Annotated in this window: 28 protein-coding genes; 17 read left to right on the top strand and 11 right to left on the bottom strand. The window is 42.1% G+C overall.

Going from position 1 to position 25,707, the window contains the following annotated elements; translation table 11 throughout:
• Nucleotides 1-73: 73 nt before the first annotated feature.
• From ZYMOP_RS05375 to ZYMOP_RS05315, 13 genes are all read left to right on the top strand, one after another.
• A complete protein-coding gene (locus tag ZYMOP_RS05375; protein ID WP_013934334.1) occupies nucleotides 74-577 on the top strand; it encodes a YbgC/FadM family acyl-CoA thioesterase in 504 nt (167 codons plus the stop codon).
• Between the two features lie 3 nt (nucleotides 578-580).
• On the top strand, nucleotides 581-1,291 hold the full coding sequence (locus tag ZYMOP_RS05370) for a MotA/TolQ/ExbB proton channel family protein (protein ID WP_013934333.1): 711 nt from the start codon (nucleotides 581-583) through the stop codon (nucleotides 1,289-1,291).
• On the top strand, nucleotides 1,291-1,830 hold the full coding sequence (locus ZYMOP_RS05365; protein ID WP_013934332.1) for an ExbD/TolR family protein: 540 nt from the start codon (nucleotides 1,291-1,293) through the stop codon (nucleotides 1,828-1,830). Before ZYMOP_RS05370 ends, ZYMOP_RS05365 begins: the two co-directional genes overlap by 1 nt.
• Nucleotides 1,830-2,882 (top strand): hypothetical protein, encoded by a 1,053-nt coding sequence (locus tag ZYMOP_RS05360; protein ID WP_013934331.1) that lies wholly within the window; start codon nucleotides 1,830-1,832, stop codon nucleotides 2,880-2,882. The genes ZYMOP_RS05365 and ZYMOP_RS05360 overlap by 1 nt, the downstream gene beginning before the upstream one ends.
• A gap of 53 nt (nucleotides 2,883-2,935) precedes the next feature.
• Nucleotides 2,936-4,333 (top strand): Tol-Pal system beta propeller repeat protein TolB, encoded by a 1,398-nt coding sequence (gene tolB, locus ZYMOP_RS05355; RefSeq protein WP_013934330.1) that lies wholly within the window; start codon nucleotides 2,936-2,938, stop codon nucleotides 4,331-4,333.
• 120 nt (nucleotides 4,334-4,453) lie between these two features.
• Nucleotides 4,454-4,984: a peptidoglycan-associated lipoprotein Pal gene (gene pal / locus ZYMOP_RS05350; protein WP_013934329.1), complete on the top strand. Its 531-nt coding sequence runs from the start codon at nucleotides 4,454-4,456 to the stop codon at nucleotides 4,982-4,984.
• A 511-nt stretch (nucleotides 4,985-5,495) separates the two neighbouring features.
• Nucleotides 5,496-6,173, top strand: a complete 678-nt coding sequence (locus ZYMOP_RS05345; protein ID WP_013934328.1) for a glycosyltransferase family 32 protein — start codon at nucleotides 5,496-5,498, stop codon at nucleotides 6,171-6,173.
• A 313-nt stretch (nucleotides 6,174-6,486) separates the two neighbouring features.
• Entirely contained in the window at nucleotides 6,487-6,882 is a 396-nt protein-coding gene (locus ZYMOP_RS05340; RefSeq protein WP_041581736.1) for a TerD family protein, read from the top strand.
• Nucleotides 6,883-6,910: 28 nt separating this feature from the next.
• Entirely contained in the window at nucleotides 6,911-7,486 is a 576-nt protein-coding gene (locus tag ZYMOP_RS05335) for a TerD family protein (protein ID WP_013934326.1), read from the top strand.
• Between the two features lie 204 nt (nucleotides 7,487-7,690).
• The gene (locus ZYMOP_RS05330; RefSeq protein WP_013934325.1) at nucleotides 7,691-8,833 is read left to right on the top strand and encodes a TerD family protein; all 1,143 of its coding nucleotides are present in this window, start codon (nucleotides 7,691-7,693) and stop codon (nucleotides 8,831-8,833) included.
• Nucleotides 8,834-8,868: 35 nt separating this feature from the next.
• Nucleotides 8,869-9,909, top strand: a complete 1,041-nt coding sequence (locus ZYMOP_RS05325) for a DUF475 domain-containing protein (protein ID WP_013934324.1) — start codon at nucleotides 8,869-8,871, stop codon at nucleotides 9,907-9,909.
• A gap of 29 nt (nucleotides 9,910-9,938) precedes the next feature.
• Nucleotides 9,939-10,514, top strand: a complete 576-nt coding sequence (locus ZYMOP_RS05320) for a TerD family protein (RefSeq protein ID WP_013934323.1) — start codon at nucleotides 9,939-9,941, stop codon at nucleotides 10,512-10,514.
• A gap of 278 nt (nucleotides 10,515-10,792) precedes the next feature.
• The gene (locus ZYMOP_RS05315) at nucleotides 10,793-11,389 is read left to right on the top strand and encodes a glutathione S-transferase family protein (protein WP_013934322.1); all 597 of its coding nucleotides are present in this window, start codon (nucleotides 10,793-10,795) and stop codon (nucleotides 11,387-11,389) included.
• Between the two features lie 100 nt (nucleotides 11,390-11,489).
• On the opposite strand, the gene ZYMOP_RS05310 is transcribed toward ZYMOP_RS05315, so the two are convergent.
• The 5 genes from ZYMOP_RS05310 to ZYMOP_RS05290 all read right to left on the bottom strand — a co-directional run bounded on the left by ZYMOP_RS05310 (nucleotide 11,490) and on the right by ZYMOP_RS05290 (nucleotide 16,109).
• A complete protein-coding gene (locus ZYMOP_RS05310; RefSeq protein ID WP_013934321.1) occupies nucleotides 11,490-12,221 on the bottom strand; it encodes an SDR family oxidoreductase in 732 nt (243 codons plus the stop codon).
• Between the two features lie 94 nt (nucleotides 12,222-12,315).
• A complete protein-coding gene (locus ZYMOP_RS05305; RefSeq protein WP_013934320.1) occupies nucleotides 12,316-13,185 on the bottom strand; it encodes a hypothetical protein in 870 nt (289 codons plus the stop codon).
• 28 nt (nucleotides 13,186-13,213) lie between these two features.
• A complete protein-coding gene (locus ZYMOP_RS05300) occupies nucleotides 13,214-14,533 on the bottom strand; it encodes a lipopolysaccharide biosynthesis protein (RefSeq protein WP_013934319.1) in 1,320 nt (439 codons plus the stop codon).
• Between the two features lie 60 nt (nucleotides 14,534-14,593).
• The gene (locus ZYMOP_RS05295) at nucleotides 14,594-15,370 is read right to left on the bottom strand and encodes a nucleoside/nucleotide kinase family protein (RefSeq protein ID WP_252507401.1); all 777 of its coding nucleotides are present in this window, start codon (nucleotides 15,368-15,370) and stop codon (nucleotides 14,594-14,596) included.
• A 10-nt stretch (nucleotides 15,371-15,380) separates the two neighbouring features.
• Nucleotides 15,381-16,109, bottom strand: coding sequence for a nucleoside/nucleotide kinase family protein (locus tag ZYMOP_RS05290; RefSeq protein WP_013934317.1), 729 nt, complete (start codon nucleotides 16,107-16,109; stop codon nucleotides 15,381-15,383).
• Between the two features lie 756 nt (nucleotides 16,110-16,865).
• On the opposite strand from ZYMOP_RS05290, the gene ZYMOP_RS05285 reads away from it, so the two are divergent.
• Complete coding sequence (locus tag ZYMOP_RS05285; RefSeq protein ID WP_013934316.1) at nucleotides 16,866-17,279, top strand: SRPBCC family protein; 414 nt, start codon at nucleotides 16,866-16,868, stop codon at nucleotides 17,277-17,279.
• Nucleotides 17,280-17,281: 2 nt separating this feature from the next.
• On the opposite strand, the gene ZYMOP_RS05280 is transcribed toward ZYMOP_RS05285, so the two are convergent.
• Entirely contained in the window at nucleotides 17,282-18,184 is a 903-nt protein-coding gene (locus ZYMOP_RS05280) for a LysR family transcriptional regulator (RefSeq protein ID WP_013934315.1), read from the bottom strand.
• A gap of 231 nt (nucleotides 18,185-18,415) precedes the next feature.
• Between ZYMOP_RS05280 and ZYMOP_RS05270 the strand changes: the two genes are divergently transcribed.
• A complete protein-coding gene (locus ZYMOP_RS05270; protein ID WP_013934314.1) occupies nucleotides 18,416-19,006 on the top strand; it encodes an NAD(P)H-dependent oxidoreductase in 591 nt (196 codons plus the stop codon).
• An 85-nt stretch (nucleotides 19,007-19,091) separates the two neighbouring features.
• Here ZYMOP_RS05270 and ZYMOP_RS05265 read toward each other — a convergent pair whose 3' ends face one another.
• Entirely contained in the window at nucleotides 19,092-19,676 is a 585-nt protein-coding gene (locus tag ZYMOP_RS05265; RefSeq protein ID WP_013934313.1) for a recombinase family protein, read from the bottom strand.
• Nucleotides 19,677-19,836: 160 nt separating this feature from the next.
• On the bottom strand, nucleotides 19,837-20,061 hold the full coding sequence (locus ZYMOP_RS09500) for a hypothetical protein (protein WP_049778867.1): 225 nt from the start codon (nucleotides 20,059-20,061) through the stop codon (nucleotides 19,837-19,839).
• A gap of 589 nt (nucleotides 20,062-20,650) precedes the next feature.
• On the opposite strand from ZYMOP_RS09500, the gene ZYMOP_RS05255 reads away from it, so the two are divergent.
• The gene (locus ZYMOP_RS05255) at nucleotides 20,651-21,394 is read left to right on the top strand and encodes a type II restriction endonuclease (protein ID WP_013934312.1); all 744 of its coding nucleotides are present in this window, start codon (nucleotides 20,651-20,653) and stop codon (nucleotides 21,392-21,394) included.
• Here the strand turns inward: ZYMOP_RS05255 and ZYMOP_RS05250 are convergent.
• The gene (locus ZYMOP_RS05250; RefSeq protein WP_013934311.1) at nucleotides 21,356-22,276 is read right to left on the bottom strand and encodes a DNA adenine methylase; all 921 of its coding nucleotides are present in this window, start codon (nucleotides 22,274-22,276) and stop codon (nucleotides 21,356-21,358) included. The genes ZYMOP_RS05255 and ZYMOP_RS05250 overlap by 39 nt on opposite strands.
• A 978-nt stretch (nucleotides 22,277-23,254) precedes the next feature.
• Nucleotides 23,255-23,716, bottom strand: a complete 462-nt coding sequence (locus ZYMOP_RS05245; protein ID WP_041582031.1) for an Lrp/AsnC family transcriptional regulator — start codon at nucleotides 23,714-23,716, stop codon at nucleotides 23,255-23,257.
• Nucleotides 23,717-23,889: 173 nt separating this feature from the next.
• Here ZYMOP_RS05245 and ZYMOP_RS05240 point away from each other — a divergent pair, with 173 nt between their 5' ends.
• Nucleotides 23,890-24,603: an aspartate/glutamate racemase family protein gene (locus ZYMOP_RS05240; RefSeq protein ID WP_013934309.1), complete on the top strand. Its 714-nt coding sequence runs from the start codon at nucleotides 23,890-23,892 to the stop codon at nucleotides 24,601-24,603.
• A 418-nt stretch (nucleotides 24,604-25,021) separates the two neighbouring features.
• Here the strand turns inward: ZYMOP_RS05240 and ZYMOP_RS05235 are convergent, their stop codons facing one another.
• Nucleotides 25,022-25,675 (bottom strand): epoxyqueuosine reductase QueH, encoded by a 654-nt coding sequence (locus tag ZYMOP_RS05235; protein ID WP_013934308.1) that lies wholly within the window; start codon nucleotides 25,673-25,675, stop codon nucleotides 25,022-25,024.
• Between the last annotated feature and the right edge of the window lie 32 nt (nucleotides 25,676-25,707).

The raw sequence follows: 25,707 nt of genomic DNA, 5'->3' as shown, positions 1-25,707 counted from the left end.
CTTATTATACCTTTGTCACTAAAGAATAGTCCTTCTGTTTTGAGTTTTTGTCCTTTAGAAAAAGGATGGGATAATGAGCGTACCCATGAATAGTCTCATTATGGACAGAAATATCTCTCTTTCTGCCGATGGTATTTTGAAGAAACAAACACATTCCTTTTTTTTAACGGTTTATTATGAGGATACGGATCTTTCGGGACGAGTTTATCATGCTAACTATTTACGTTTTGCAGAACGGGCTCGTTCGGACTTAGTAAAGCTTTTGGGTATTAATCAACGGGCTGCTTATAACGAAGGAGTCGGTATGTTTGTTATTCATGAACAAAAAATTCGTTACCGACAGCCTGCTTGGTTAGATGATAGACTAGAAGTACAAACCCAACTCACCCGATTAAAAGCGGCTACTGTACAATTACAACAAAAGATTTTTCGTGATTCCCAATTGTTAGTCGAAACTGAAGCGGTGATTGCCTTTCTTTCTGTCGATGGTCGCCCTTGTCGTTTACCTTCTTTATGGCGGTCTTTATTTGAACCGTTATGCATAACCGATAATATTGGGTTGAAAGGAAGTAACTAAATTATGCCTTCTTTGGGAATATCTGGGGATGCAGGGCTGGCCGATTCTATTTTATCGCCAATAACCTTATTTCTCCATGCTGATATGGTCGGCCGATTGGTCATGCTGTTATTGCTGTGTGCCAGTATTTGGAGTTGGGCGTTAATTTTAGGCCAAGGCTTTCGAGCCCGTTCTATGCGTCATGGCAGCCGTAATTTTGAACGTGCTTATACTAAAGCCGAATCCATGGGTGAATTAGAGCGGTTTTATGATCGCTATTTTGGAAGTACCGATCCTTCTGCCCGTATTTTTCTATCCGCTATGCAAACGGTCAAAAATGCAGGCCGTGTTATAGACCATGAAGGCGAGCGTGAACGGTTGGCAGTCTCTTTGGAAAGTGCTGTTGGCGCCTCTGTTGAGGAAATGGCTTCTCCCTTGACAAGCCTTGCAACGATTGGATCTGTTTCTCCCTTTGTTGGTTTATTTGGTACGGTTTGGGGCATTATGCATAGTTTTAGCCAGATTGCGGCTGGTGGTAACACCGCTATGGCAATTGTGGGTCCGGGCATTGCTGAAGCTTTGTTTTCAACTGCGCTTGGCCTGTTTGCCGCTATTCCAGCCAGCGTAGCTTATAACCGTATGTCCCATAGTGTGAATAATTTTGAAGCACAGCTTAACCGTTTTTCAGACCGGATTTATATCACGCTTAGTCGTGCGATGGATGCGCGTCACTGATGGGATCGATTTCTTCAAGACGCCGCAAAGGGGCGGCCCGCCGGCCATTGATGGCGGAAATCAATGTTACACCGTTAGTCGATGTGATGTTGGTGTTGCTGATTATTTTTATGGTAACCGCGCCTTTGATGGTATCGGGCGTTGCCGTCAATTTGCCCGATAGTCGTGCAAAAGCATTGGTATCGAAAGAAAAGCCTATCACTATTACCATTGATTCTGATGGCACCGTTCATGTCGATGATGATGTTGTGGCTATGGCCGATCTCCCTGCTCGTTTGCAGGCTATCCACGAGGCTTCGCTGGCACGACATGAAGAAGTAAGCGGGGATAACGATCCTGATGCACCGCCTACGGCAGCGCCTGAACAAACGATCTATTTAAAAGCGGATCGGATACTTAATTATGGTCAGGTAATGCAGGTGATGGGCGAATTGGATCACGCCGGGCTTAAAAAAGTAGCGCTTGTGACAACGGGCACCTCTTCGCAAGATAGTTCTATAAGTAAATCTCGATCTGTAGCTAAAGGTAGCGTGCGGTGATGACGTCTAGATCAGCGACACAGCGCGGATTGCTTATAGCGCTTTCCGCGCATGCGCTTTTATTACTCATCTTCTTAATTCGTTTTACCTTTGCCGAAAAGCGTGAAATCCAGCCGATTGATACCATTGAAGTTACTTTTGCAAATGGGGTGGGTATGCATTCCTCCTCACCGGAAGCTTCTCCGTCCCCTATGCGGGCACAGACAGCCCCTCATTTAGGACCAGAAAAAGAAGCGGCTCCGGTTGAGAAGCCGGCTGTCGTAAAAGAAGCTTCGCCAAAAGCTACCCCTAAAGCTGTTATTAAGCCTGAACCTACTGTTCAAAAAACAGCCCCTTCCAAGCCCGCAGCAGAGCCTACGCCTACGCCCAAAGTCGCACCGCCTTTACCACCCAAACCAGAAGCGATCCCCCAACCCAAGTTGGTTAAGCTGCCTACCCCTAAAGCCGAGCCATCCCCCAAGCCTGCGCCTAAGGCAGAAAGCAAGAATCATACAGATGTAAAGAATCTGATGGAGGCTTTTTCTAAATCTCAGGTTAATGTTTCTGATCCTAAGGCGGTGAGCAACACCGATAATAATAAAGGGAAAGAAAAGAATAGCGCAGTAGATAGTCAAAAAGGTAAAGTTCAAAATACGCGTAGTAGTGGTGCCCATTTAGGACCCGATTTTTTAAAGGGTATTACAGATGGCACCGGAACCTCTTCTAAACCCCAAGCCGCTGCGATTTCCGGTTTAGCGTTGAATGGTCTGGGGGCCTCCATCAAACGACAGGTGCAACCTTGTTATGATTTGGGTGCCTTAGGGGGAACAGATGCTATGCATATTGTAACAGTTTTGCGGTTGCGTTTTAATCCGGATGGTTCCGTAAATGGTGTGCCAGAGGTTATTGAACAAAACGGCCTTAATGCGAATAATCGATCTTATGCCCGTCAAATGACAGAGATAAGTCGTCGAGCCGTTTTACGCTGTGCTCCATTACATTTACCGGCCGATCTTTATAAAGGAGGCTGGGATGAAATTGATATTGGTTTTATTCCGGCGCAAATGCACTGATAAGAATAAAGCGGCCTGTGACGAAAGCCCGGCCTTTAATAAGGATTGATTAAATGAGCAGCGTGATCAGAAAACTGGCGGTAACCGCTTTACTGGCTGTCAGCGCTTCTGCCCTTTCCGCGCAGACGCCCCCGCCCCCTGTACAATCTGCGGGTAACAATGGTGCCCAACCCGCTAATCAGGGTGACCGCCGAATTTTGCGGGTAGATATTACGGGTGGCATTTCCCAGCCTATGCCGATTGCTGTGCCGGTGATGCCAACCCCTAGTGTTGTAGAAACATTAGCCGGCACCACTGCTATTTTGGGGCGGCAGGTTTCTGCGGTTATTACCAATGATTTGAAATCGAGCGGTCTTTTTACGCCTTCTCAACAGGCTTCTTTACATACCGTTTCTTTTCCAGAAGTAACGGCACCTCAATATAGCTATTGGTTATCAAGTGGTGCACAGGCCTTAGTTCAGGGTTTTGTTCAGGCTAATGGCGATGGAACCTTGACGGTTGGTTGTTACCTTTATGATGTTTTTGCTTCTCAAGAGATGCTGCATAAAGGTTTTGTTGTAAAACCAGCAGATTGGCGACGGGCAGCGCATAAATGCGCAGATGCTGTTTATACGCGTTTAACGGGGGAAGGACCTTATTTCGATAGTCGAGTTGTTTATGTATCAGAAACTGGCCCGAAAAATCATCGTTTGAAACGATTGGCTATAATGGATCAGGACGGGGCTAATCACCGCTTTTTGACTAATGGTCAATCTATGGTGCTGACCCCACGTTTTGCGCCTAATCAGCAAACGGTTACTTATCTATCCTATGTCGGAAATACTCCGCGCATCTACGTCTATACCTTGGGGTCAGGGCATGTCCGGTTGGTTGTTAATCAGCCTTATATGACTTTTGCGCCGCGCTTTTCTCCTGATGGTAAAACCATTGTCTTTTCAATGTCGATTTCAGGCAATACTGATATTTATAAAGTTCCGGTTACGGGAGGGCGTCCGACCCGTCTGACAAGCTCGCCTTCCATTGATACAGCGCCGAGCTTTTCCCCTGATGGTTCAAAAATTATCTTTGAAAGTGATCGATCCGGTACACAGCAGCTTTATATTATGAATGCGGATGGTTCTAATCAGGGCCGTATCAGCTTTGGCAATGGGCGCTATGCTACGCCTGTATGGAGTCCACGCGGTGATCTGATTGCCTTTACCAAAATTGGGGGTGGCTTTCACGTTGGTATAATGAAAACAGACGGCACAGGTGAACAGATTTTGACCAACGGATGGCAAGATGAGGGCCCCAGTTGGTCACCTAATGGTCGTGTCATTACTTTCTTTAGAACAGCGCGAAATTCTGGACATACCGAATTATGGTCTGTTGATCTTACAGGGGTTAATGAGAGACATATTCCCACACCTTTGGATGGATCTGATCCGTCATGGGGGCCATTACTACCATAATTCTTTATTATTTTATGTGTTTGGAAGATAATCTCTGAACTATTTAAGTGATTCGGTGATTTTACTTTTAATACCGCTGTTTTTTCATGGCATGGCGGACCGCATGACCGGGAGGTTATAATGGCTAATATTAAATTAACGATAAGTCTATTCGCCGGATTAGCAGCACTTGCCGCTTGTTCGGATCATCAACCCAAGGCGGCTAACTTACCACCTCCACCGGCAACAAGAGCACCGGCCCATCTTGATAACAATAGTAGTAATATGGGCTCAGTTCAGGATACGGTTGTTCCGGGCTCCCATGCTGATTTTTTACGTCAGGTTGGTACCGATATGGTCCATTTCGCAACTGACAAATATGATCTTGATAGCACGGCCACAGCAATTTTGGATCGTGAAATTAGATGGTTAAAGAAATACCCCAACGTTCATGTCAGTATTGAAGGTCATTGCGACGAACGGGGTACGCGCGAATATAACCTTGCTTTAGGTGAAAAGCGTGCTGATGCCGTCCATGATTATCTTGCCAAGGGCGGTGTCGCCAATTCTATCAGCGTGATCAGCTATGGTAAGGAACGGCCTCTTGCTTTGGGCTCTGATGAGGAGGCTTGGGCTCAGAACCGGCGCGCTGTGACAGTCACGCCTAACTGATGATGTAAATCAAAAGTGTAAAATTATTCCGAACCAAATAGAAGGCCGCCTTAAAAGGGTGGCCTTTTTTATTCCTGATTTTTTGAATCAAATTAAGCTTAAAAGAAACTGTTTTTTTAGGCTAAATAGCTTATAAAAATTTGGTAGATTTTTTGACGTCGTGAATAGTGTTTAAATATTTAATATCAATCCTTTATAGGAATAATGATTGAAGGGATTAGCGGGATAAATCCTCGAGATATTTATCGTAAACAGGCGCCTTCCTGCCCATTTTTCGTATCCCAGTTATATTAAAGGAAAAAGACAGTCTCATTTCTATTTATTTATTTTTTGCTATTTCTAAATTTTTTAGAAAAAATATAATTTTATTAATATAGAATATTATTCTGAGAATGTTTTTCTTAAATTTTAAATGATTTTTGTTTTTATGACTTCTTTTATTTGTAAATAAATTTTTTTTATAGAGTATAATGATGAATTTTTTTATTTTTATATGTTAAGGAGGCGAAGTATGGTCGATAAATACGGATATAATACTAAAAAAATATCTATACCAAAAACTATTCATATTATTTGGATTGGTAACCAGAGTAAACGACCTAATCATTTCATTAACAGTTGGATTGAGAAAAATCCTAGTTGGCGGGTTAAATTATGGGAAAATAATATTTTTGCCAATCATCCGTGGCATAATGTCAAACATATGGAAACCCTTCTTGAATATAGGAAATTTCATGGGATTTCTGATATGATGCGTTATGAAATTCTCTTCCTTGAAGGTGGATTGTATGTTGATGCCGACAGTTATTGCGTTCGTCCCTTAGAAGATTGGCTTTTTGATAGTGACATTTGTCTTGGTTGGGAAAACGAACATACAAGACCTAACCTTATAGGTAATAATGTCATGGCGACTGTCCCCCAGCATCCTTTTCTCGCTAAACTTATCGAAACTATTTATAATAGACCTACTATTCTCGGTATTCCTCTCTGGCAGCTTACGGGACCTCAGTTGGTAACTGAAATCCATAGAGAGAATCTTCAATATAACTATACCTTATGGCCCAGCCATTATTTTACACCTCTTCATCATACTGGTGCTTTCTATAAAGGAAAGGGACATGTTTTTGCAGAGCATATCTGGGGTTTTACTAAAGGACAAAATGATAATCTTCAACAAATAACTATTTAATATTAAATAGTTATTTGTTGTTGAGGATAGGTTATGTATATTTTTTATCTATTCAACGTCTAATAGGAATTTTTACCTTTGTTAGAGATGAACCTAGATTTGAAGAAAAGGCACTTAAAAAATAGGTTTTTATTTTCAATATTTAAATGTTGAAAATATTTTAAAAAATGATAATTTATAAATATTAACATTTTTTAAAAATGAGTACGATTTGATCGTAAGAGGCCAGCGGTTTGATTTAACAAACCAACGTCAAATAATTGACTTCGAGATAGCAAAGCCGGAGTTGATACCTGAAGGGGCTCTTCAACTTATGACTATTCCTGTGGATGCACAGGAACATGCTATTTCTGATTGGTCTTTAGGCGATAAGATTCAAGGCGTTTCTTTTCTTAAAAAGTCTAGTTCTTTGCGTCTTGTCATTGATACTGCCTCTATATCCGCATCCATTGCTGCCCTAATTGTTGTCATTCATACAGATAAGCCGGGAATGATACGTGTAAAACTTAACCGTGCAGGCAACATTTTCGTTCGGGTAAACAATGCATTGTTTGATCTAAGCGAATATACGGAAGGCAGGGCCTTAGTCGCCTTTTCAATATACCGTCGTGGCTCAATATGGAGATTTAGAGCCATTGGTGAATCCTTTAATACGGGCTTAGAGGCCCTTTATTCACGCTATATTATTGATAGGACTGACACCCCATAAGTACCCTATAACGCGTTAGGATAATATTATGGTTTCCTTATTAAAAGGGCAGACAATCTCGCTTACTAAAAAAGATACAAAGCTTAGGCGGATTGCTTTTGGTGTGGGTTGGGATGCAAAAAAAACACGTGGTTTTTTTTCCCGTTTATTATCTGATAATAATATTGATTTAGATGCGTCCTGTCTTTTGATAGATAATAAAGCTTCCATAATAGATACTGTATGGTTTCGCCAGCTACAAAGTAAAGATGGCTCCGTCATTCATTCAGGTGATAACCTGACGGGAGACGGTGAAGGGGATGATGAAATAATTTATGTTGATCTTTCTAAATTACCCTCCTCTGTCTTAACACTGATTTTTACCATTAATAGCTTTCAAGGCGATACTTTCGACAAGATCGAAAATGCCTATGTTCGTCTCTTGGATATAGACAAAAATACTGAGTTAGCGCGTTATAACCTTACAGAAAGTGGTTCTCATACCGGTTTAATTATGTGCAGCTTGAGTCGTCGATCTGGAGAATGGCAAATGAAAGCGATTGGGCTGAAATCTACAGGCCGAACATTTCGGGAAATGATGAGCGCTATAGCTTCGTGCCTGTAAGCGGATACTCTTTTCTTAATCTCGGTCTTCTCTTGAAAAGATATGAAACAAATTATCAGTATATAATCATCAAAAATTGATGTATTATTTAAAAATATTTTAGATAAAAAATTGATTTTACAATCACGAAGAAGCCGCTTTTCATAAAAGCATGCAATAAATTTTAAAATAATCCAATTAAATTTAATATATTAGGAGCGTTTTATGATTGAATTAGCGCGCGGCCAAAAAATACCTCTTCGTGATATTATACCCAATGGCCCTATTATTATAACCGTTAACCATCGCCCAGAAAATATTGATATTGTCGCCTTTGGGCTTACTTCTGATCGGAAGATAGGCGATGATCGTTATGTAATATTATTTAGTAATCCTCATAGTCCAGATAGCACTATTTCTTTTGAATCTCATTCTGGACAGACACGTTTTACGATAGATGTTGATCGCGTGCCAGCATCAATCGACAGAATTGTCTTTTCAGCAACAAATGATGCCGCTCCCATCAGTAAAGCTGAAGAACTCCGCGTTTCTATCGGACAAGGGGAAGCCGTTTATAACGGTAAGGAAGGTTTGACGAGTGAAACGGCGGTCATGATGTTAGAGCTTTATCGTCATGCCGGTTCTTGGCGTATCGGGGCCATAGGTCAAGGCTTTAACGGAGGTTTGCCGGCTTTGATCACGTATTTTGGAGGCGAAATCGAGTCGCCTGCTCCGCAACAGCCGTCGCCCCCTAGATTAAATTTAAAAAAAGTAACGCTGGAAAAGAAACAGTCGATCAGTCTTGAAAAAACAGGAAGTGCTTTTGGCGAGATTGTGCTCAATTTAAACTGGTCTCGGGGCACCTCTCCAAAACGGGGATTTTTTGGTGGCAACCGATCCAATAAGGCTATCGATCTGGATCTGGGTTGCCTTTATATCATGAAAGATGGTCAAAAAGGTATTGTTCAGGCATTGGGCAATGCCTTTGGCCACTTTGATGAGGCGCCTTATTTAGAACTATCGGGTGATGACAGAACAGGCGATGTTTTGTCCGGTGAAACAATCCGGATTAACGGCAAACATTTTGATGAGATCCAAAGAGTTGCTGTCTTTGCGCTGATTTATGAAGGCGTTCCAAATTGGAATGAAACAAATGGCATCGTTACTATTACATCCCCGGGCCAGCCTCCGTTAGAAGTTCGAATGACCGAAGGACGGAATAACATGAGGCTGTGTGGTGTCGCCCTTATCGACAATGATAAGGGTAAGATGAAAGTCAGCCGTCTAGTAGAATATTTCGGTGATCAAAAAAAATTTGCAGATAATATTGGTATTCACCTTCGTTGGACTTCTGGTTCCAAGGATTAATTTTATAAATATTATACTATGTCAGGGCATAGCTTATGAAGTATTTTAAGGGATCTTTGGTCTTTACAGTGGTTTGTCTCTGTTTGGCTGCAATTTTAGGCTATCATGGGACAGGTACTGCTGCGGGTGCTCTTTCGATAGTATTTATCTGTATCGTGCTTGGTATACTTGAGGTCTCGCTCTCTTTTGATAATGCGGTCGTGAATGCTACCGTTCTTACCAATATGAATGATGTATGGCAGCATCGCTTTTTAACGTGGGGCATACTCATCGCCGTTTTTGGCATGAGGCTACTTTTCCCGCTTGTTATCGTCGGATTTGCGGCACATCTTGGGCCTGTTTCTGCGCTGCTACTCGCCATTAAACATCCTGATCAATATACACAGATACTCTCAGGTGCCCATACCGGGATTATGGGTTTTGGGGGGGCTTTTTTGGCTATGGTGGGCTTAAAATACTTCCTTGATGGCGAAAAAGAAGTGCATTGGATCGCCTTTATCGAGCGGCAACTGTCTCGATTATCTAAACTGGAAGCCATAGAAATAGGCATTGTTCTTTTAGCGCTCTTCGGCATGTCCCGATTTCTAACAGAGTCAGAGGCGCTTACATTTCTCGTCTCTGGCATTTTCGGTTTGATTGCCTTCATTATAGTAGAAGCGATTGGAACAATTCTTGAAGCGCCAGAAGAGACAACGGTGACCGTTGCAAAAATGGGTCTAAGTGCTTTTCTTTACCTTGAAGTCATGGATGCCTCTTTTAGTTTTGACGGTGTGATCGGTGCTTTCGCGCTTTCAACAAATCTGTTTGTCATTGCCCTTGGTTTAGGGATCGGTGCCATGTTCGTTCGATCCCTTACCATCATGCTTGTTAAACAAGGGACGCTCTCAGAATATCGTTATCTGGAGCATGGGGCATTTTGGGCCATTCTTGCCTTGGCAGCCTTGATGTTTATCAGCGTTCATCAGGCTGTCCCAGAAATTATTACGGGTTTTGTGGGGGCCGGTTTAATCGGACTTGCCCTGTTTTCATCTATTCGATGGAATAAGTTTCACCCAGAATTGATTTCTAAGCCTTAAAACAAGTCTAATTTAAGAAAGGATATATTATGGCTATTTCCCTTCAAAAAGGGGGTAATCTCAGTCTTACTAAGACCGATGCCTCACTTGATGTCGTTCTTGTCGGTCTCGGATGGGATGTTCGCGCTTCGGATGGCGCGGATTTTGATCTTGATGCGTCGGCTTTCTTGCTCCGCAAAGATGGGCATGTGCGCAATGATATGGATTTCTGTTTCTACAATCAAACTGTTGTAGGCAATGGGGCCGTTGAGCATCAAGGCGATAATCTTACCGGTAGTGGGGATGGTGACGATGAGCAAATTAAACTTACCTTGTCAAAAGTCCCAACCGATATTGAAAAAATTGCGATAGCCGTCACTATTCATGATTTTGAAGCGCGCCGTCAGAATTTTGGTATGGTGTCCAACGCGTATATACGGCTCGTAAACGAGAAAACGGGCGTTGAAGTTGTGCGTTATGATCTTTCCGAAGACGCATCAACTGAGACCGCGATGATTTTTGCTGAGCTTTACCGTAAGGATAGCGGATGGTCTTTTCGCGCAATAGGACAGGGCTATAATGGGGGTCTTGGGCCTCTAGCTAAAAATTATGGCGTCAATATTTAATGCTATAATGCATATGTTGAGGCTAATACTAAAGTTTACGTGTCTATTCTGACTTCCTTTTTATCCTATTCAAAGAGGATGTAAAAGGAGGTCAGAATTAAATAATATTCCCAAAAAAATATTATTTATAATGATATTGTAAAATATAATAAAAACGAAATATATTTTAAAAATATTTATTTTTTATTTAAGAAATTTTATCTATCCTTTTTTTAAAGATAAAAAATTATTGTCTATATTCCTGTCTGTCTAGTGATAAGTTGGAGTAATCGGCTATAATGCATATTATTCTTTATAACTGTCCTCCGTCGGGAAATTGCTACAAAGTTCGATTATTTGCGGCACTTGCGGAGATTGATCTCGATATACAGAATGTTGATCTTAGCGTGGGCGAACAGAAGCAACCATGGTTCACAGCGCTTAATCCTTGGCAGCAGGTTCCGGTGCTTAAAGAGGGCGATGTCGTTATTTGGGACTCTCAAGCTATTCTTGTTTATCTGGCCGAAAAATTTGGGAAGCAGGCGTGGTGGCCTAGAGAAGCCTCTATCCGTGCGCGTGTAGTGGCATGGCTTTCCGTCAGCACGAATGAAATACAGCATGGCCCAGCGGACGCCCGTTTGGTGAAGCTATTTGGTACACCGCTTCGTTATGAGGATGCCCTTGCTGCAAGCCGACGGACATTGACGATTATTGATAAATATCTTGCGACACATCTATGGCTAGCAGACAGTAAGCCTACTTTGGCTGACTGTGCAGCTTATCCTTATTTATCTTTGGCGCCAGAAGGCGGCATTAGTTTAGAACCTTACCCTGATTTACGGCAATGGCTGACGCGCGTTGAAGCGCTGCCTCACTATATTTCCGTTAAAGACTAATTATAGTGGATCAGACAGCGCTTTTTGAGAGGTATAACTTGAAACTAAATTTTTGTTTTCAATAAAAAAAACAGGGATTGATAAGCATCATTATAAATGATTAGGCTAAAAGGCCCCCATCTACCGGGATTGCTGTTCCGGTAATATAACCCGCATCAGGACTGGCCAGAAATGACGCTGTCCGTGCAATATCATTGACTTTTCCATAATGCTTTGTTGCCACAAAACTAGAAATTAAATGAGCCGCTTCGCCATTGACGGGATTCATATCGGTATCGATTGGCCCCGGTTCAATAACATTGATCGTAATAGCTTTGGAGCCAAGGTCTCGCGCCGCCCCCTTAGCAAATCCTTTTAGAGCCGCTTTTGTGGAAGCATATAAAGAAATTCCTGGGAAAGGGGCGCGTTCAGCAAATACCGATCCTATTAAAATAATTCTTCCACCCGCAGACATATGCTGCACGGCTTCTGCTGTTTCGACCATAACCGCGCGAAGATTAAGGTTAAGGGTTTGATCAATATCTTCTACTGTAACTTGATCGATAGTTTTATAGGGATACATACCGGCATTACAGACCAAAACATCTAGACGGCCAAAATATTTAATAGTTTCTGCTATGACTTTTTTATTGCCTTCAACCGTGGAACCATCGGCTTGAATGGCTAAGGCTTTTTGGCCCAATTTTTCAATTTTTTCGCGAAGTACATCGGCTTGTGAGGCGCTGCGCGCATAAGAAAAGGCTATATCAAAACCATCCATGGCCAGTTTTTCTGCAATAGCTGCCCCTATACCTCTGCTGCCACCTGTGATTATTGCAACGCGGTTTGTCATTATAGGTTTTCCTTATCAAGAAAGAGAAAATTAAGGACGTCTTTTTTAGACCCTGCAATCAAGGCCATTTAATCTAAGCCTGCTTATTACATTTCTAAAAACCATTTTCGCCAAGAGCCAGAAGCGTGGCCAATCGTGTAAGGATATTATCCGGTAACGGAAATGTGTCCTTGTCGTAGTCCTGTTCCCCTTTAATCTTTTTCTCGACAAGAACGTCATGCATGTCACCCATCAAGCCATTGATCGTTGCCAAATATAAGGACATCTGGTCATTCCATTCTGCTGGATGGATAACACGGAGTGTGTCGTTAAAAGCGATGCGGCGGCTAATGATTTTACGGATGTCATGAAATTGATGCCCCGTAACCTTTTGTCTATTCAGCGCCGCGCGAATTTTACCATTTTGTTTTCGAAAGTACTCTAACAGACTTGTTTTTGTCGCGGGTCTGAACTCTGAAAGTTGATACTGAACTATTTTATAAAAGGGTGGTAGCAGTACAAGCCAGAGTAAACTGCCCCATAAAACAGTTTTTGTTTTTTGATGGTTTTTGAAGGCATCTTGCATATGCCCCATCAGACTGGTTGCCAAATTAACAGACCACGGATAGCGGTGCCGTTCATCAAGGTTTGCGCAGGCAAATCGGATGTGCTTGAATTTTGCACGGACATATTTGAAATCAAGCCGCTCATCTGGATCATCTGTCCCGCCGCGGGCTATAATGCGTCCGACAAGTCGTCGAAAGGAAGCTATATGAGCCCCTTTTTCCAAAAGTTGCCAGCAGAGTCGATAACAATCTTCACTATCTTCTGGCCTTAAGGCCGGTCTTGTCTCTTGAGGACAGGCAGCCTCCATATGAGGCACATCATCGAGCAGAATATTATTAAATACTCTGTCCAGTTGTAAATCTGTGAAGCAGGGAGATGCAAGAAAAACCGATTTCTTACGTGCTTTTTGATAAATCACCCGTTTCTCGCTATATTTATTGTAATATTCAGCGTTCAATAGACGCTAGGGTATGACGACGTGCATAACTGGCGATAGCCGGTGCCAAGGATAGAACATTCAGTAAAAGAATGCCTAGCACATAGGCTATTCCCGCGCCATACAGGCCAAATTCGAGCGTTAAAAATACAAGTGCGATAATATACGTTATCACGGCAACAATCTGTGCACCAAGAACCGCTTTGGCTTGCCCTGCCATATAGAGCAAGGATTCTAGGGGGAACCCAGCCATGGATACCACCAAGGCAGGTGACATAATCATCATGAGGGTCGAAGCATCGCTGTATTTATGCCCAAAAAGGCTAATCAGCGGCTTTCCCCCTATCAATATCGCCAGCATAATACAAAGGCCGATTCCAGCAGATAGCAACCCCGTCCGTAACGAAAGACGCCAAGGATGGTGGCTTGCTGGATCAAGCCGCATGATTTCAGGATAAAACCCTTTTTCTAGAAAACGGGCAGGTTTGATCGCAGAATCCAGCAATGTCGTCGAAATTTTGTAACGTCCAGCCGCCGCCGGACCGAGCATTCCACCAACGATTAGATTTCCAACCGGAGACCAGCAGGCATCGAGCGTCGTATTAAGATTGGTTAACCACACAAAGCTCCATACTCCAGGCAGGTGGGTAGGGGCCTCCCGTAGACTAGGCCGTAGTGAAGAGAGCATGTTTCTTTTGCGAAGTTCTTGTATCGCCATCCCCCACAGAACGAGATCCCCGGCAATATCACCGATATACCATGTGAGAACAAAGGCAGAAAAACCCAGCCCGAAAAGCCAAGCGACCAGAACGCCAAGGCCGCGTAGGAGAGGGGTAACGATTTGTTGTCTAGCAATCAGATCAAAACGGCCTACCAAACGCAATACACCTGTTGGTGTTGCGGAAGACATCGTAGGAATAAGCGTGCAGTATAAAAGGGCAATAGCCGTATATTGGTAGCCGATACCGAATGAAGTGCCTGCTGTTAACAGGAGGATCATTCCCGCAATCATTCCTAAAAAACCAGATGAAATATCCAATCCCATTGCAAAACGGATAGTCTTGCTGACGATATTTTGATTGCCCTGCTCATAGGGCCGAGCGCCAAATTTAAGGATCATCTGCCAGCTTTGAAACTTGGTTAACGCGCCCGCCCCAAGAGCATAGGTATGAATCAGCATGAGCGTACCAAATTCTACAGAGGTTAAGAGACGCCCTGCACCGACGAGTGCCCCGAGACCTAAAATAGCACCGACTATTTTCGTTGAACCCAGATAGCCAGCATTTTTTAAAACAGTCCGAAAAACGCGGTCATTCAACCAACTTGGCATATATAATCCTTATTGCTTCCTACCTTGTTGATTATTTCCGCACGGAATAACTGAACTTCTTTAGAACTGCAAAGGACGGCTGTTTTTATTATCGGATAGATCGTCATTCATATAAGGCTGGATAAAATGGATTATCGTATCCCAGACAGCTTCATAAGACTGCGTTGCATTGATAATTTCCATATGCGCGCCTCCGAAGGTTAGCTGTTTCATGACAGCGGCTTTGATACGCATAGCTTCAATGTCATGATCTGGTTTTCGGGCGTGGGCGGTTTCCGCATCGACATCAAGACGTAATATAAGATCAGGATGGAAGGAGGCCATCCGGCGGTAAAGACGCGCTTCTGACTGTACCAGCCAGGCAACAAATCGGTTTCCGGCTTTGGCTGCTGATAAACCGGGCCCATCACATTGACCCGCAATTTCTGCTTGGGGATAGCGATCCGTAATGACTGTGATGCCAGCATTTAAGGCATAGCGCATCTGAAGATAGTGAAAAAAGCGTATTAAAGAGAAAGCATAAACAACCAGTGCCGTTAAAGCTCCTGGGATTTTTTCTCCTTTGGTTCGGGTAGCCTTGGCCTTTTGTTTTAAGCGGCTTTCTATCCAAGAACCGACAAGGGGAATTTTACCAATTTTTCTTCCAAGATCACCTGATCCAAGGCCAAGATAATAACGTCTGACAGGACGGTATTTTTGCAAGACCCCAATGAGATCAGAGGTTAAGCTGGACTTGCCGCTGCCGTCACACCCGACAAGAGCAATTAATTTACCACGCGGGGCATGTTTTTCTGTAGCCTGCTTGCTGTCAAAAGGCCGCTTTTTGTCTAGTGACATTTCCCTAGGTTTATTCAGAGATTTTATGGTCATAACGCGTGGTGATCGTAAGAATGGCTTCCTTAGCTTTTGCAAGGACTTGATCCAGCGGTTCCGTACTATCCAGATCAAGAATAGGGGCCCCGTTGAAGGTTAGCCGAGGGACATCGCTTACCTTTCTTTCAAGAGAGGCGGGGCGATGATCAGGTTTTCGCTTGATAGCTGTTTCAAGATTAACATTCAAACGGATAACAATATCCGGTGAATAGGACGCCATCCAGTCATACAAAGATTGCTCACGGCGTGTCAGAAATCGCGCTATAATGCCTTTAGGGTGTCTCGCTACTAACCCGGGTCCATCCATAGGGCCGGGTACCACCGCTTGTGGGTACCGGTCAGTCAAAATAGTTAAGCCTCTAGCGTGCAATCTACGCATGCGCATGAAACGGATTACACGGCGCATAGAGAACAGAAAAATGATGATCGATGTGACCGCACCGGCTCCCTTTTCATCCCGCGCTTTGGACGAGTGCTTTATAATACCTTTGTCCAGTTTGTTTCCAAAGAAAGGCAAACGACTAATTGCGCGCCCCCAGTTTCCTGTCTGCTTCCCAAGATGGCATAATACCGTCGGACGCATGGGTTGTAGCCACGTCAGAAGTTCCTGACCAACAGTTGACTTTCCACTACCGTCTGCACCCACCAGCGCGATAAGGGGTGCGGATCTCTTGATCTGCTGACAATATCCTGTTTTAGACATTCTTGTAGCCCTAAAAAATAGCGATCTTGTCAGACTGAAATCATAGGATCGCCAACCATACTAGGCAGTATCATTTCGTATAAAATGTTACATTTTTATGTCAAGTAAAAGGTAATATTTTACCATGATTAGAAAGTTGGATAACTTTATTGAGAATGATCTGTAATTACATTTATAGAGAAGTTTACCTTACAACTGAGCATTTTTAAAAAAATTAAATAGAACAGGGATTCTATTGCTTTGCTGGTAATAAGAATATTGTGATTTTATCTATATAGATCCCAAATAATTAAATTTTATATATAAATTTATTAGATAGAGTACTATTATCTGGGTAATTAGGATTTTAAGATAAATATGAAAGATTCTTTTTCTATAAGTTAGCGTGTTGCTTACTATAGAGGCAGCCGCTTTATGACTAAGATCATTTTATTTTTTAGATAAAGTCTTTTTTATATTTCGGCCACTAGAAATTAAAAATTATCGTCAATTTATAAAATCCGTTCTTTCCAATCCTTTTTTTGTGAAGAAGACATAAATAGCCTTTTGCGCAAATTAACCATCAGAAGACCCGTTTTGTTTTATAAATGAAAATTATCATGGTTAATCCCATTAACGAATTGGGTTCATAAGTTTTATGTGCATGAAAGGGGTAGTTATTCTTTCCTTAAAACCATAGGGAAACAATACGTCTCTAAAGTGGCTGCAAAAAACTTACCTGTCAGCATTTTTGTATAGAGTTAAAAGGAAAGCGTTATGATTGAGGTCGTCGGTAAAATAGAGGTTGCCGTGAGTGCAGACAGGGCTTGGCGATTGCTGGGAGGTTTTGACAGTCTTCCTTTGTGGATACCCATGATAGAGACAAGTGTGCTTGAAGAAGGTGGGCGTGTTCGGCATCTGACGGCAGCAGGGGGGATCACTATTCGTGAACGCATGTTGACCTTTGACGAACAGGCACGTTTATACACTTATGCCTATGTTGAAGGGCCAGATCCTGTTAAAAACTATATCGGTAAAGTGAGCGTTGAAGAGAAAACTTCAGATTCATGCGTAATTAGTTGGGGTAGTCGTTTTGAACCTGCTGGATTAAGCGAGAGTGAAGCTATCGAACGCTATGGCAATGCCTATAAATCCAGCGTTACCCATGCCAAATCTATTCTTGAGGCCTAGGCCTAATTGTTAAGATAAGCCTGAAGTTTTGGAACGACAAAGTCCAAAAATACGCGGACACGCTGGGGCAGTTGACGTCCTCCTAAATAAAGGGCGTGAATATCTTCTTCATCTAAAGCTTCAGGCTGCTCAACTACGGCAATAAGACGCCCTGTTTTTAAGTCATCTCTGACATGATATTCAGCAAGTCTGGCCAGACCGACCCCTTGAAGCGCCATGCGGTGAACAGTATCCCCATTGTTAGCCAAAAGAGGGCCCCGTACTATCCGATCCACGAGCCGTCCCTTGTCGTGTAAAGGCCAGACCGGTGCCGCTCTTCGGAAATTGAAGCCTAAACATCGATGGTGATCCAGATCATCAATTGTATATGGAATTCCAGATTGTTTTAGATAGTCGGGTGAGGCAACAATTTTACGCGGTGCTGTTCCAATATAACGGGCATTAAGGCTTGAATCTTGTAATTTTCCTACACGGAAAGCGATATCCGTTCGATCTAGATAAATATCGGCCATTTCATCGGAAAGGGATAAATCGATAAGAATATCTGGATAGGAGTCCCAGAAAGCAGGAAGGAGGGGCTCAAGCGCCAGACGGCCAAAGGCAACAGATGTGTTGATCCGAATAGCGCCCTTTGATTGGACCGCACCCGTGATAAGCGAACGCTCGATGTCTTCGAGTTCCTCAATTAAGGCCTGCGCCCGTTCATAATAGACCTGCCCTTCTGTTGTAACCGAGAGGTGACGCGTTGAGCGTTCAATCAGGCGAACACCAAGCCGCGCTTCGATACGGGCAATTAATTTGCTGACCGTTGAGGGTGTGGTCAGTGACATTCTGGCCGCTTCGGAAAAGCTGCCCTTTTCTACAACACGCAAAAAGATCTGCATTTCGCCGATCCGATTATCCATTCCATGCCTTTCTATGAAGCCTATTCACAAGTTTTATGGAACGAAAAGGGGTTATCAAGGGCTATGAAAATTTCATATGCTATCCTTATATCCAGAAGAAGATTGTTGTCTTCGATAAAGTCTATAAAGGTCGATGCCCTCTTTTTTCTGAACGTTGTCTACCACTGAATAGAGGGATTTTTCTTCATATTATAATGCGGTATTTATTTAAGCCTACAGGATCAATTATTAATGAAAAATATATTTCTTTTAAATGGTAGTAAAGTCTTTGCCCATTCTTATGGGCGTCTGAATGATACTTTGCATAAGATCGCGATTGAGACCCTTTCAGCGGCGGGTTTCGAAATTCGTCAGACCAAAATAGACGATGGCTATAATACCCAAGAGGAAGTGCAAAATTTTCTATGGGCAGATTTAATCATTTACCAGATGCCTGCTTGGTGGATGGATATCCCATGGATTGTAAAAAAATATATAGATGAAGTTTTCACTGAAGGGCATGGCTCACTCTATGCCAATGACGGACGCACCCGTTCTGATCCTAAACGGAAATATGGCTCGGGCGGCCTGCTAAACGGTAAAAAATATATGTTATCTGTTACTTGGAATGCTCCAGATGAAGCTTTTACCGATCCTACACAGTTCTTTGAAGGAAAGGGAATAGATGCAGTTTACTTTCCTTTTCATAAAGCCAATGCGTTTTTAGCGCTTTCAAAACTGCCCACTTTTTTAGCGACGGACGTAATGAAAGTCCCTTCTGTAGAACAGACAATTGCCCATTACCGTCAGCATCTTGCTAAAAACCTGAATTTTTCGCTTTAAGGTGTCATTTTACCTTTAAAAATTGTTCTCTTTTTAGGCCGCTTTCAATCAAAATGAAAGAAAGCGGCAAAAAATAACATATTCATCAGGTTTTTACGGACGCGGTCCACCCTATTCGTTTGAGCGTATCGATTAAGGTCGAACGGGGCACTTTGAAGCTACGGCAGACTGAGGCTTTGCTAGCCCCATTATCTAACGCGGCGGTAATTTGTTCAATCTGTTCAGAGTCGATGCTATGAGGCCGCCCCCCGCGTCTTCCTCGTCTTTTTGCGGCGGCGAGCCCTGCCATAATACGTTCACGGGTAAGGGCACGCTCATATTGGGCTAAGGCACCAAATAATGAAAAGAGCAATTCACCATGGGGGGTATTCGTATTCATTTGCTCTGTTAAAGACCGGAAGGCGATGTTTTGAGCCTTCAAGTCAGTAATGATCGCCAGCAAATGAGGAAGGGAGCGTCCCAATCGGTCAAGCTTCCAGACAACTAATGCGTCTCCTGGTTTCAAATAGGCAAGGCATTGTTTCAAGCCGGGGCGATCATCGCGTGCACCTGATGCCTTGTCTGAATAGAGATTTCGCTCGTCCACTCCTGCGGCAATGAGCGCATCACGTTGTAGGTCGATGGATTGACGATCGTCCACTGACGAAACACGCATATAGCCAATAAGCACAAACGAAAACCTACAAAATTGCTGTTACCGTCTATTATTGCCATAATCCGACTGAGTTTACCATGTGGAAATAGCACTATACAAAATTATCAGATGATCTTGTTCTTGAGTATATGCGTGAGGAAGATCTAAAATTGGCTTTACAATTTCGGTTCTCTACTTAGCTAACATGGACGATAAGCTTGCCAAAGTTGTGTCCTTGTAGCAGCCTAATAAAGGCATCGATTGGGTTTTCTAGTCCTTCGACAATAATATCTTTGCGATAACGTAATCGATCTTCAGAAATCGACGTAGCGGCTTGTTTATAAAATTCTTCGCGTTGGTCAGCAAATTCCAGCTGGATAAATCCATGGATGAGTAAGCTTTTGCTTAATACATCAAGCATCCCTTTTGGTAAGCGATCCGGCCCGGTCGGGAACGTATTCTATCGTTATATTGAGAGATAAGCTCACAGACTGGTATTCGTGCAAAATCATTCAGAAGTGAGCATACCGTATCCCAGACTTTATCACCAACATTTTCGAAATAGACATCAATACCTTTTAGGCAAGCTGCCTTAAGCTGCGCTGGAAAATCACTAGCATGATGATCAACCGCAGCATCGAATCCAAGTTCGTTGAACCACCTCGGACCCAATGCAATTTGACAGGAATTTTCTGTCTTTTTGTTCCATTTTCATGCTGTCAGAATATCATTAATGGCATGTGCGACACAGTCGGCAGCCCAGTCTTACCACGAAGGCGAATCATCTTTATCAACGGTTCTGTTATCATCCACGTTTTGTCCGAGAAAGTACCTGTCCTTACTATTCCCTTTATACATTTAAAGATATAGGAGTGAATTCAAACGCTGCTAGCGTCTAACCTTAGATGTTATAGGTTATAATGATTATATAGAAATATAATATTGCAATATATCATACTTTTTACCTAGTAATTGGTAATAAATTTTATGATAATAAAGGGGCGTCTATTATGAATATTATTAAATCTACTCTTATTAGTGAAATAAGTAAATTATCTAATGCCTATGCAGTCTGTGGTATTGTTGATAGATCTGGATGCATTTATCCTTTAGGTGCAGATACTAAAGTGCTCAGTACTATTTTTGAACTGGTTAGTCGTCCAGCCGTTTATGCTGCTGCCAAGTCTCTTGGTTATGAATGTGTAGAACCCAATGTTCAAAACCACTATCCAGATTTTACTTTTCATAGAGGGGAGGATCAACCTGAAAAAATTGCAATAGATGTTAAGACTACTTACCGAATACATGATAAAGATAAGTTCAGTTATACATTAGGCGGATATACTAGTTTCATAAGAGAAGGTAATGAAAAGAAAAATATTGTTTACCCATTTTCAGATTATTCTGAACACTGGATTATAGGATTTGTATATAATAGAATAGCAAGCAAGAAGTCACTTGCTGAGCATAAATTCTCAGTACAAGATTTGGAAAAAATTCCACTTCCATTTGGGAATGTGGAATTTTTTGTACAAGAGAAATGGAAGATTGCCTCTGATCGTGCTGGAAGTGGAAACACGACTAATATCGGTAGTATCAATGGAAATATTGATGATTTCTGGCATGGGCGTGGCCCGTTTACATCTGAAGATGAATTCCTAAAATACTGGCGTCAGTATGGACGGACAAAAAAAGAGAGAGAAGATTATTCAAATTTAACCCAGTTCCGCTCTTTTAACCAAAGGCTTTTTTAATTCCTCATGTTCTGTTGGGATGGCGGCTGCTTTTTTAGATAAAACAACGATTTCTATCATTTCATTACGAAGGTGCTCTTGTGGTCCAACGTGATAGAAATGGGACATGGTACGTTGGGGATAATCTGAAAACCAACGATCTATATAATCATTCCGACGATACTTGTTTTCTAACCAATTAGATAAAGCAAAGGAGGCTTTTGTTTTGTTTAATGCCTTAGCAAGTTCGTCGGATTCATTATCTGTGAATCCATTATAATAATCTGTATGCCTGCCGACATAAGGTGGATCGCAATATATAATATCATTAGGCTGTGCACAGGAAATTGTGGAACGCCAATCTTGAGAAACAAATTTCCAATCTTTCCCCGTTATTATTTTTTTAGCCCACTCTACTTGGTTTGTGATTTTGGTTACAAGTGCCGGACGGAAACGCTCTGGCTTTCGACAAAAAGGCACATTAAATCGTCCCTTTTTGTTAAACCGCATCATCCCATTAAAACATGATCGACTAAGAAATAAGAAATCAAAAGAGTTCGCATGATCGTTAAATCTATCTCTAATATAGTAATAGTGACTTTCTCCATTTTCTATTAGGGTTTTTCCTTCTTTTTCAAGATAGTTGCGTACGGATTTGCCATTAATAGATCCATTTTGAATTTCTTTATATAATCTAATTAAATGTTCATTTGTATCAGCCAATAGTGCCCGTTGCGGCGCGATATTGAGGGCCACTGCGGCGGAACCTAAGAAAGGTTCAATCCAGCATCCTTGTCCATCCCATTGAATTGACTTGGCAATCAGAGGAATGACTTTTGTCTTGATCCCTTGTATTTTTATCGGGGGAGCTTTGGGGGTTATATCACACGGTAAGAAAGGCATTTTTTCCGTTTTCTATAAGTCATTCTTAAAAGAATAGGTTGTTGAGAGAGCTCTTAGTCATCATACTTTTGACGACTTAGTAGATTTATTTCCAAACCTTCTAAGAAGGACTGGGGGGATAGCAACATACTCGAACTCGTAGGTAATTACTGTTGTCCCTGATAAAGAGTTGGCAAGGACCGTAGAGAAGGGGCTGTGTGTCTAGATTGTCTTTGTCAGGTTGCTTGTCAGAAGATACCACCACAGAAGCTGAAAACAAGCTATGCCGTAGGCTATCGCCTTCATGTGCTCCTGACTAGGCAACAGGGTCACTAAGACCATAAGCATTAACTGTACCTCTGTCGTCAATTTGACGAACTTTAATCCAGTGTCCTACTTTAGTATAGTGAGCGCACGTTTTACTGTATCAATGGATCGGGTGCATGCATGCGCTTAGTTAAGGCCTGTTGGCTCATAAATACGGCATTATGTGTACCCATTCTTACTATCATTAGGAGTAAAACTTGGGCCACACGTGGTGAAGCTCGGAGCAATATGGCCTATCTTTGGTGAGCTGTGATTTCAGTTTTAATCTATATGCCTTCATATTTCCTAGTAGGTAGATTTTGCTTAATTATCACGCATCAATCTTAATAACTAAGTAAGGTTTTAGTGCATTTTTGAGTTGTTTTTACGCAAAAATATACTGGGTGGGTGCATAGCTAGTATACTATTCACCTAAAATAACTAGGTACAAATAAGGGATAAGTTTGTCGAACGCGGCTACTCCGTTTATATAGATTTTGGCTCATGGAAATCATAGCCTATTCGATTATAAAATCATCCACTGTCGATAGTCCTGTCGGTCTTCGAGCCCACACAATTTTATGATTCATCTGTTCTACCATTCTTCATCCTCTATCATTTTTATTAGAAGGAAATTTAGATCTATCCTTAAAATACATTGAGTGAATTTTGGATCCAAAGATTGGTTTTTTATCAAATATAAGCTGTCGGCAATGACGGTGAAAGCTTGACTGTTTCCATGGAGATATAGGCCGACATATCGTGAAAGGCGACACGCCTTAAGATCTGTTTGTATATAGTATCATAATACTCAACATTCGGTAAAACCAGTTTGAGAATATAATCGAAGTTTCCAGTCAGCCTATGCACTTCAACGATTTCAGGAATAGCATTAACCGCTGAATGAAAGTGCGTAAGGTAATCTTCTGTATGAATACCCGTTTTTACAAGCAAGAAAATTGTCGTGGGAAGGTTGATTTTTTGCCTATCTAATAAGGTCATTGTGTTTGTTATATAGCCTTCCTCCCGTAAACGCGTAATGCGGCGTGAGCAGGCAGACGGCGATAAGGCAACCTGTTCCGCTATATCGGTTAGGGGTGTCTCGGCATTGGTTTGAAGTATCGTAAGGATACGACGGTCGCGATTATCAATCATCATTATAGAATGTGGGATGTTTAAACGGTTTGCAATATTTTTGCGCTATAATTGTAAATTATGCATATTTTTCGCGTATTATTCTATTATAGCCTATAACAACGCGCGCCATTCGCGCGAAATTGGTGCCATTCTTATTCCTAGGTTGGGAATCAAGTTTAAGAGAATGAAGCATGAAAAGAATAGGTCTAATCGGTGGTATGAGTTGGGAATCAACGGTTACCTATTATCAGATAATCAACGAAGCTATACGGGAAGCCTGTGGGGGGTTGGTTTCGGCTGATTTAGTAATGCATTCACTCGATTTTTCTGAAGTCGTAGCCTTACAAAAAGCAGATCGGTGGAAGGATGCTGCGGTACTTTTAGGCTCTGCCGGAGCCCGTCTTGCGCATGCAGGTGCTGAATGTGTGCTGATTTGCACTAATACGATGCATCTCGTAGCAGATACCGTAGAAAAAATGTCAGGTGTAACACTCATTAATATCGTTGATGAAACGGCCGCCGCTTTAAAGGCAGATGGGCGTCGTCGTCCCCTTCTGCTGGCAACACGTTATACGATGGAACACGGATTTTATACAGACCGTATGCGTAGTCATGGTTTGAACGTTGTTGTTCCTGAAGAGGATGACAGAGGCGCGGTTCATGACATCATTTTTGGTGAGTTATGCCAAGGGGAAATCAAGGATTCTTCGCGGCAGCGTTATCTTGATATTATTGAGAAAGCGCGTTCAAAGGGTATCGATTCGGTTATCTTGGGGTGTACCGAAATTCCGCTTCTCATTAACGAGAGAATGCTTGCATTACCTTGTTATGATTCAACGGAAATTCATGCAAAGGCAGCCGTTCGTTTTTCTCTCAAAAAAAATGATATCAACAAGGCAGCCTAGACACCGATCTCATTTTCTCTCCAACGCATTTAATCTGATAGCCACAGCAAAAGGCTAAAACAGGGTTAAATGTAGCGGAGGCTAAAGAAAAATCTTTTGAGTGCGGTTCCTGTTATCAGGGCCGCACTTAATTTTTAAAGACATTATTCATAGAATTATTTGAAGCTGTATCCTTTTTTCAAGGTTATTGACTACAGCTGTAACGAATTTAACAAAATTGTATCGTAAAAGATCAAACAGCACCCTACCGGCCTTTTTATGTAGGTGCCCATTGTGACTATCTAACCGAAGATTGGGAAGCCAAAGATTGTCACAAAAGGCTGGTAGCGTGCACCCTCTGCCAAGGTCTTAAAAAACTTTTATAAATGAGTAATGATATATTTTAATTATATTAGCAGAATTTTAAAGCTATGCCCCTTTAATCTTTTTTACCATATTGCAATTTCCCTATATCAATAGCAGGCCGTCCTTGCTCTCGACGACGTCTATTCATATCGCGTAATGAATAAATACACCCACAATATTCTTGCTGGTAGAATTTTTCACGTTTGGATATCTCGATCATTTGGGCGCTATTCCCCCCTTTACGCCAATTAAAATCCCAGTATGTCAGCCCTTCGTAAAGTTCAGCGGCGCGTTTCCCACAGTCGTTCACTTGGTTTAAATTTTTCCAACGCGATATGCCTAGAGAACTAGTCATCACTGAAAAACCATGTTCCTTTGCAAAAAGCGCTGTTCTTTGAAGGCGTATATCAAAACACAGGGTACAGCGCATACCGCGCTCTGGTTCCCATTCCAGACCTTGCGCGCGCTCAAACCAGTTATCTTGATCATAATCCCCATCAACGAAAGGAACATTTTGCTTCTTGGCAAAATGGATATTTTCTTCCTTACGTAAAAGATATTCCTGTTCAGGGTGAATATTCGGATTATAAAAGAAAACAGTATAGTTAATACCAGACAAGGATAAAATTTCCATTATTCTGGCGGAGCAAGGTGCACAGCAAGAATGTAGAAGCACCTTTTCACCCTTATTAGGCGGTGAAACAAGTGGATATTGTATATCATTCATAATTTGTTTCTCAAGTTATCCATGCAAAAAGA

The sequence above is a fragment of the Zymomonas mobilis subsp. pomaceae ATCC 29192 genome, from assembly GCF_000218875.1.
GTDB classification, from domain to species: Bacteria; Pseudomonadota; Alphaproteobacteria; order Sphingomonadales; family Sphingomonadaceae; genus Zymomonas; species Zymomonas pomaceae.
This window is presented reverse-complemented; position numbering and strand designations above follow the sequence as displayed.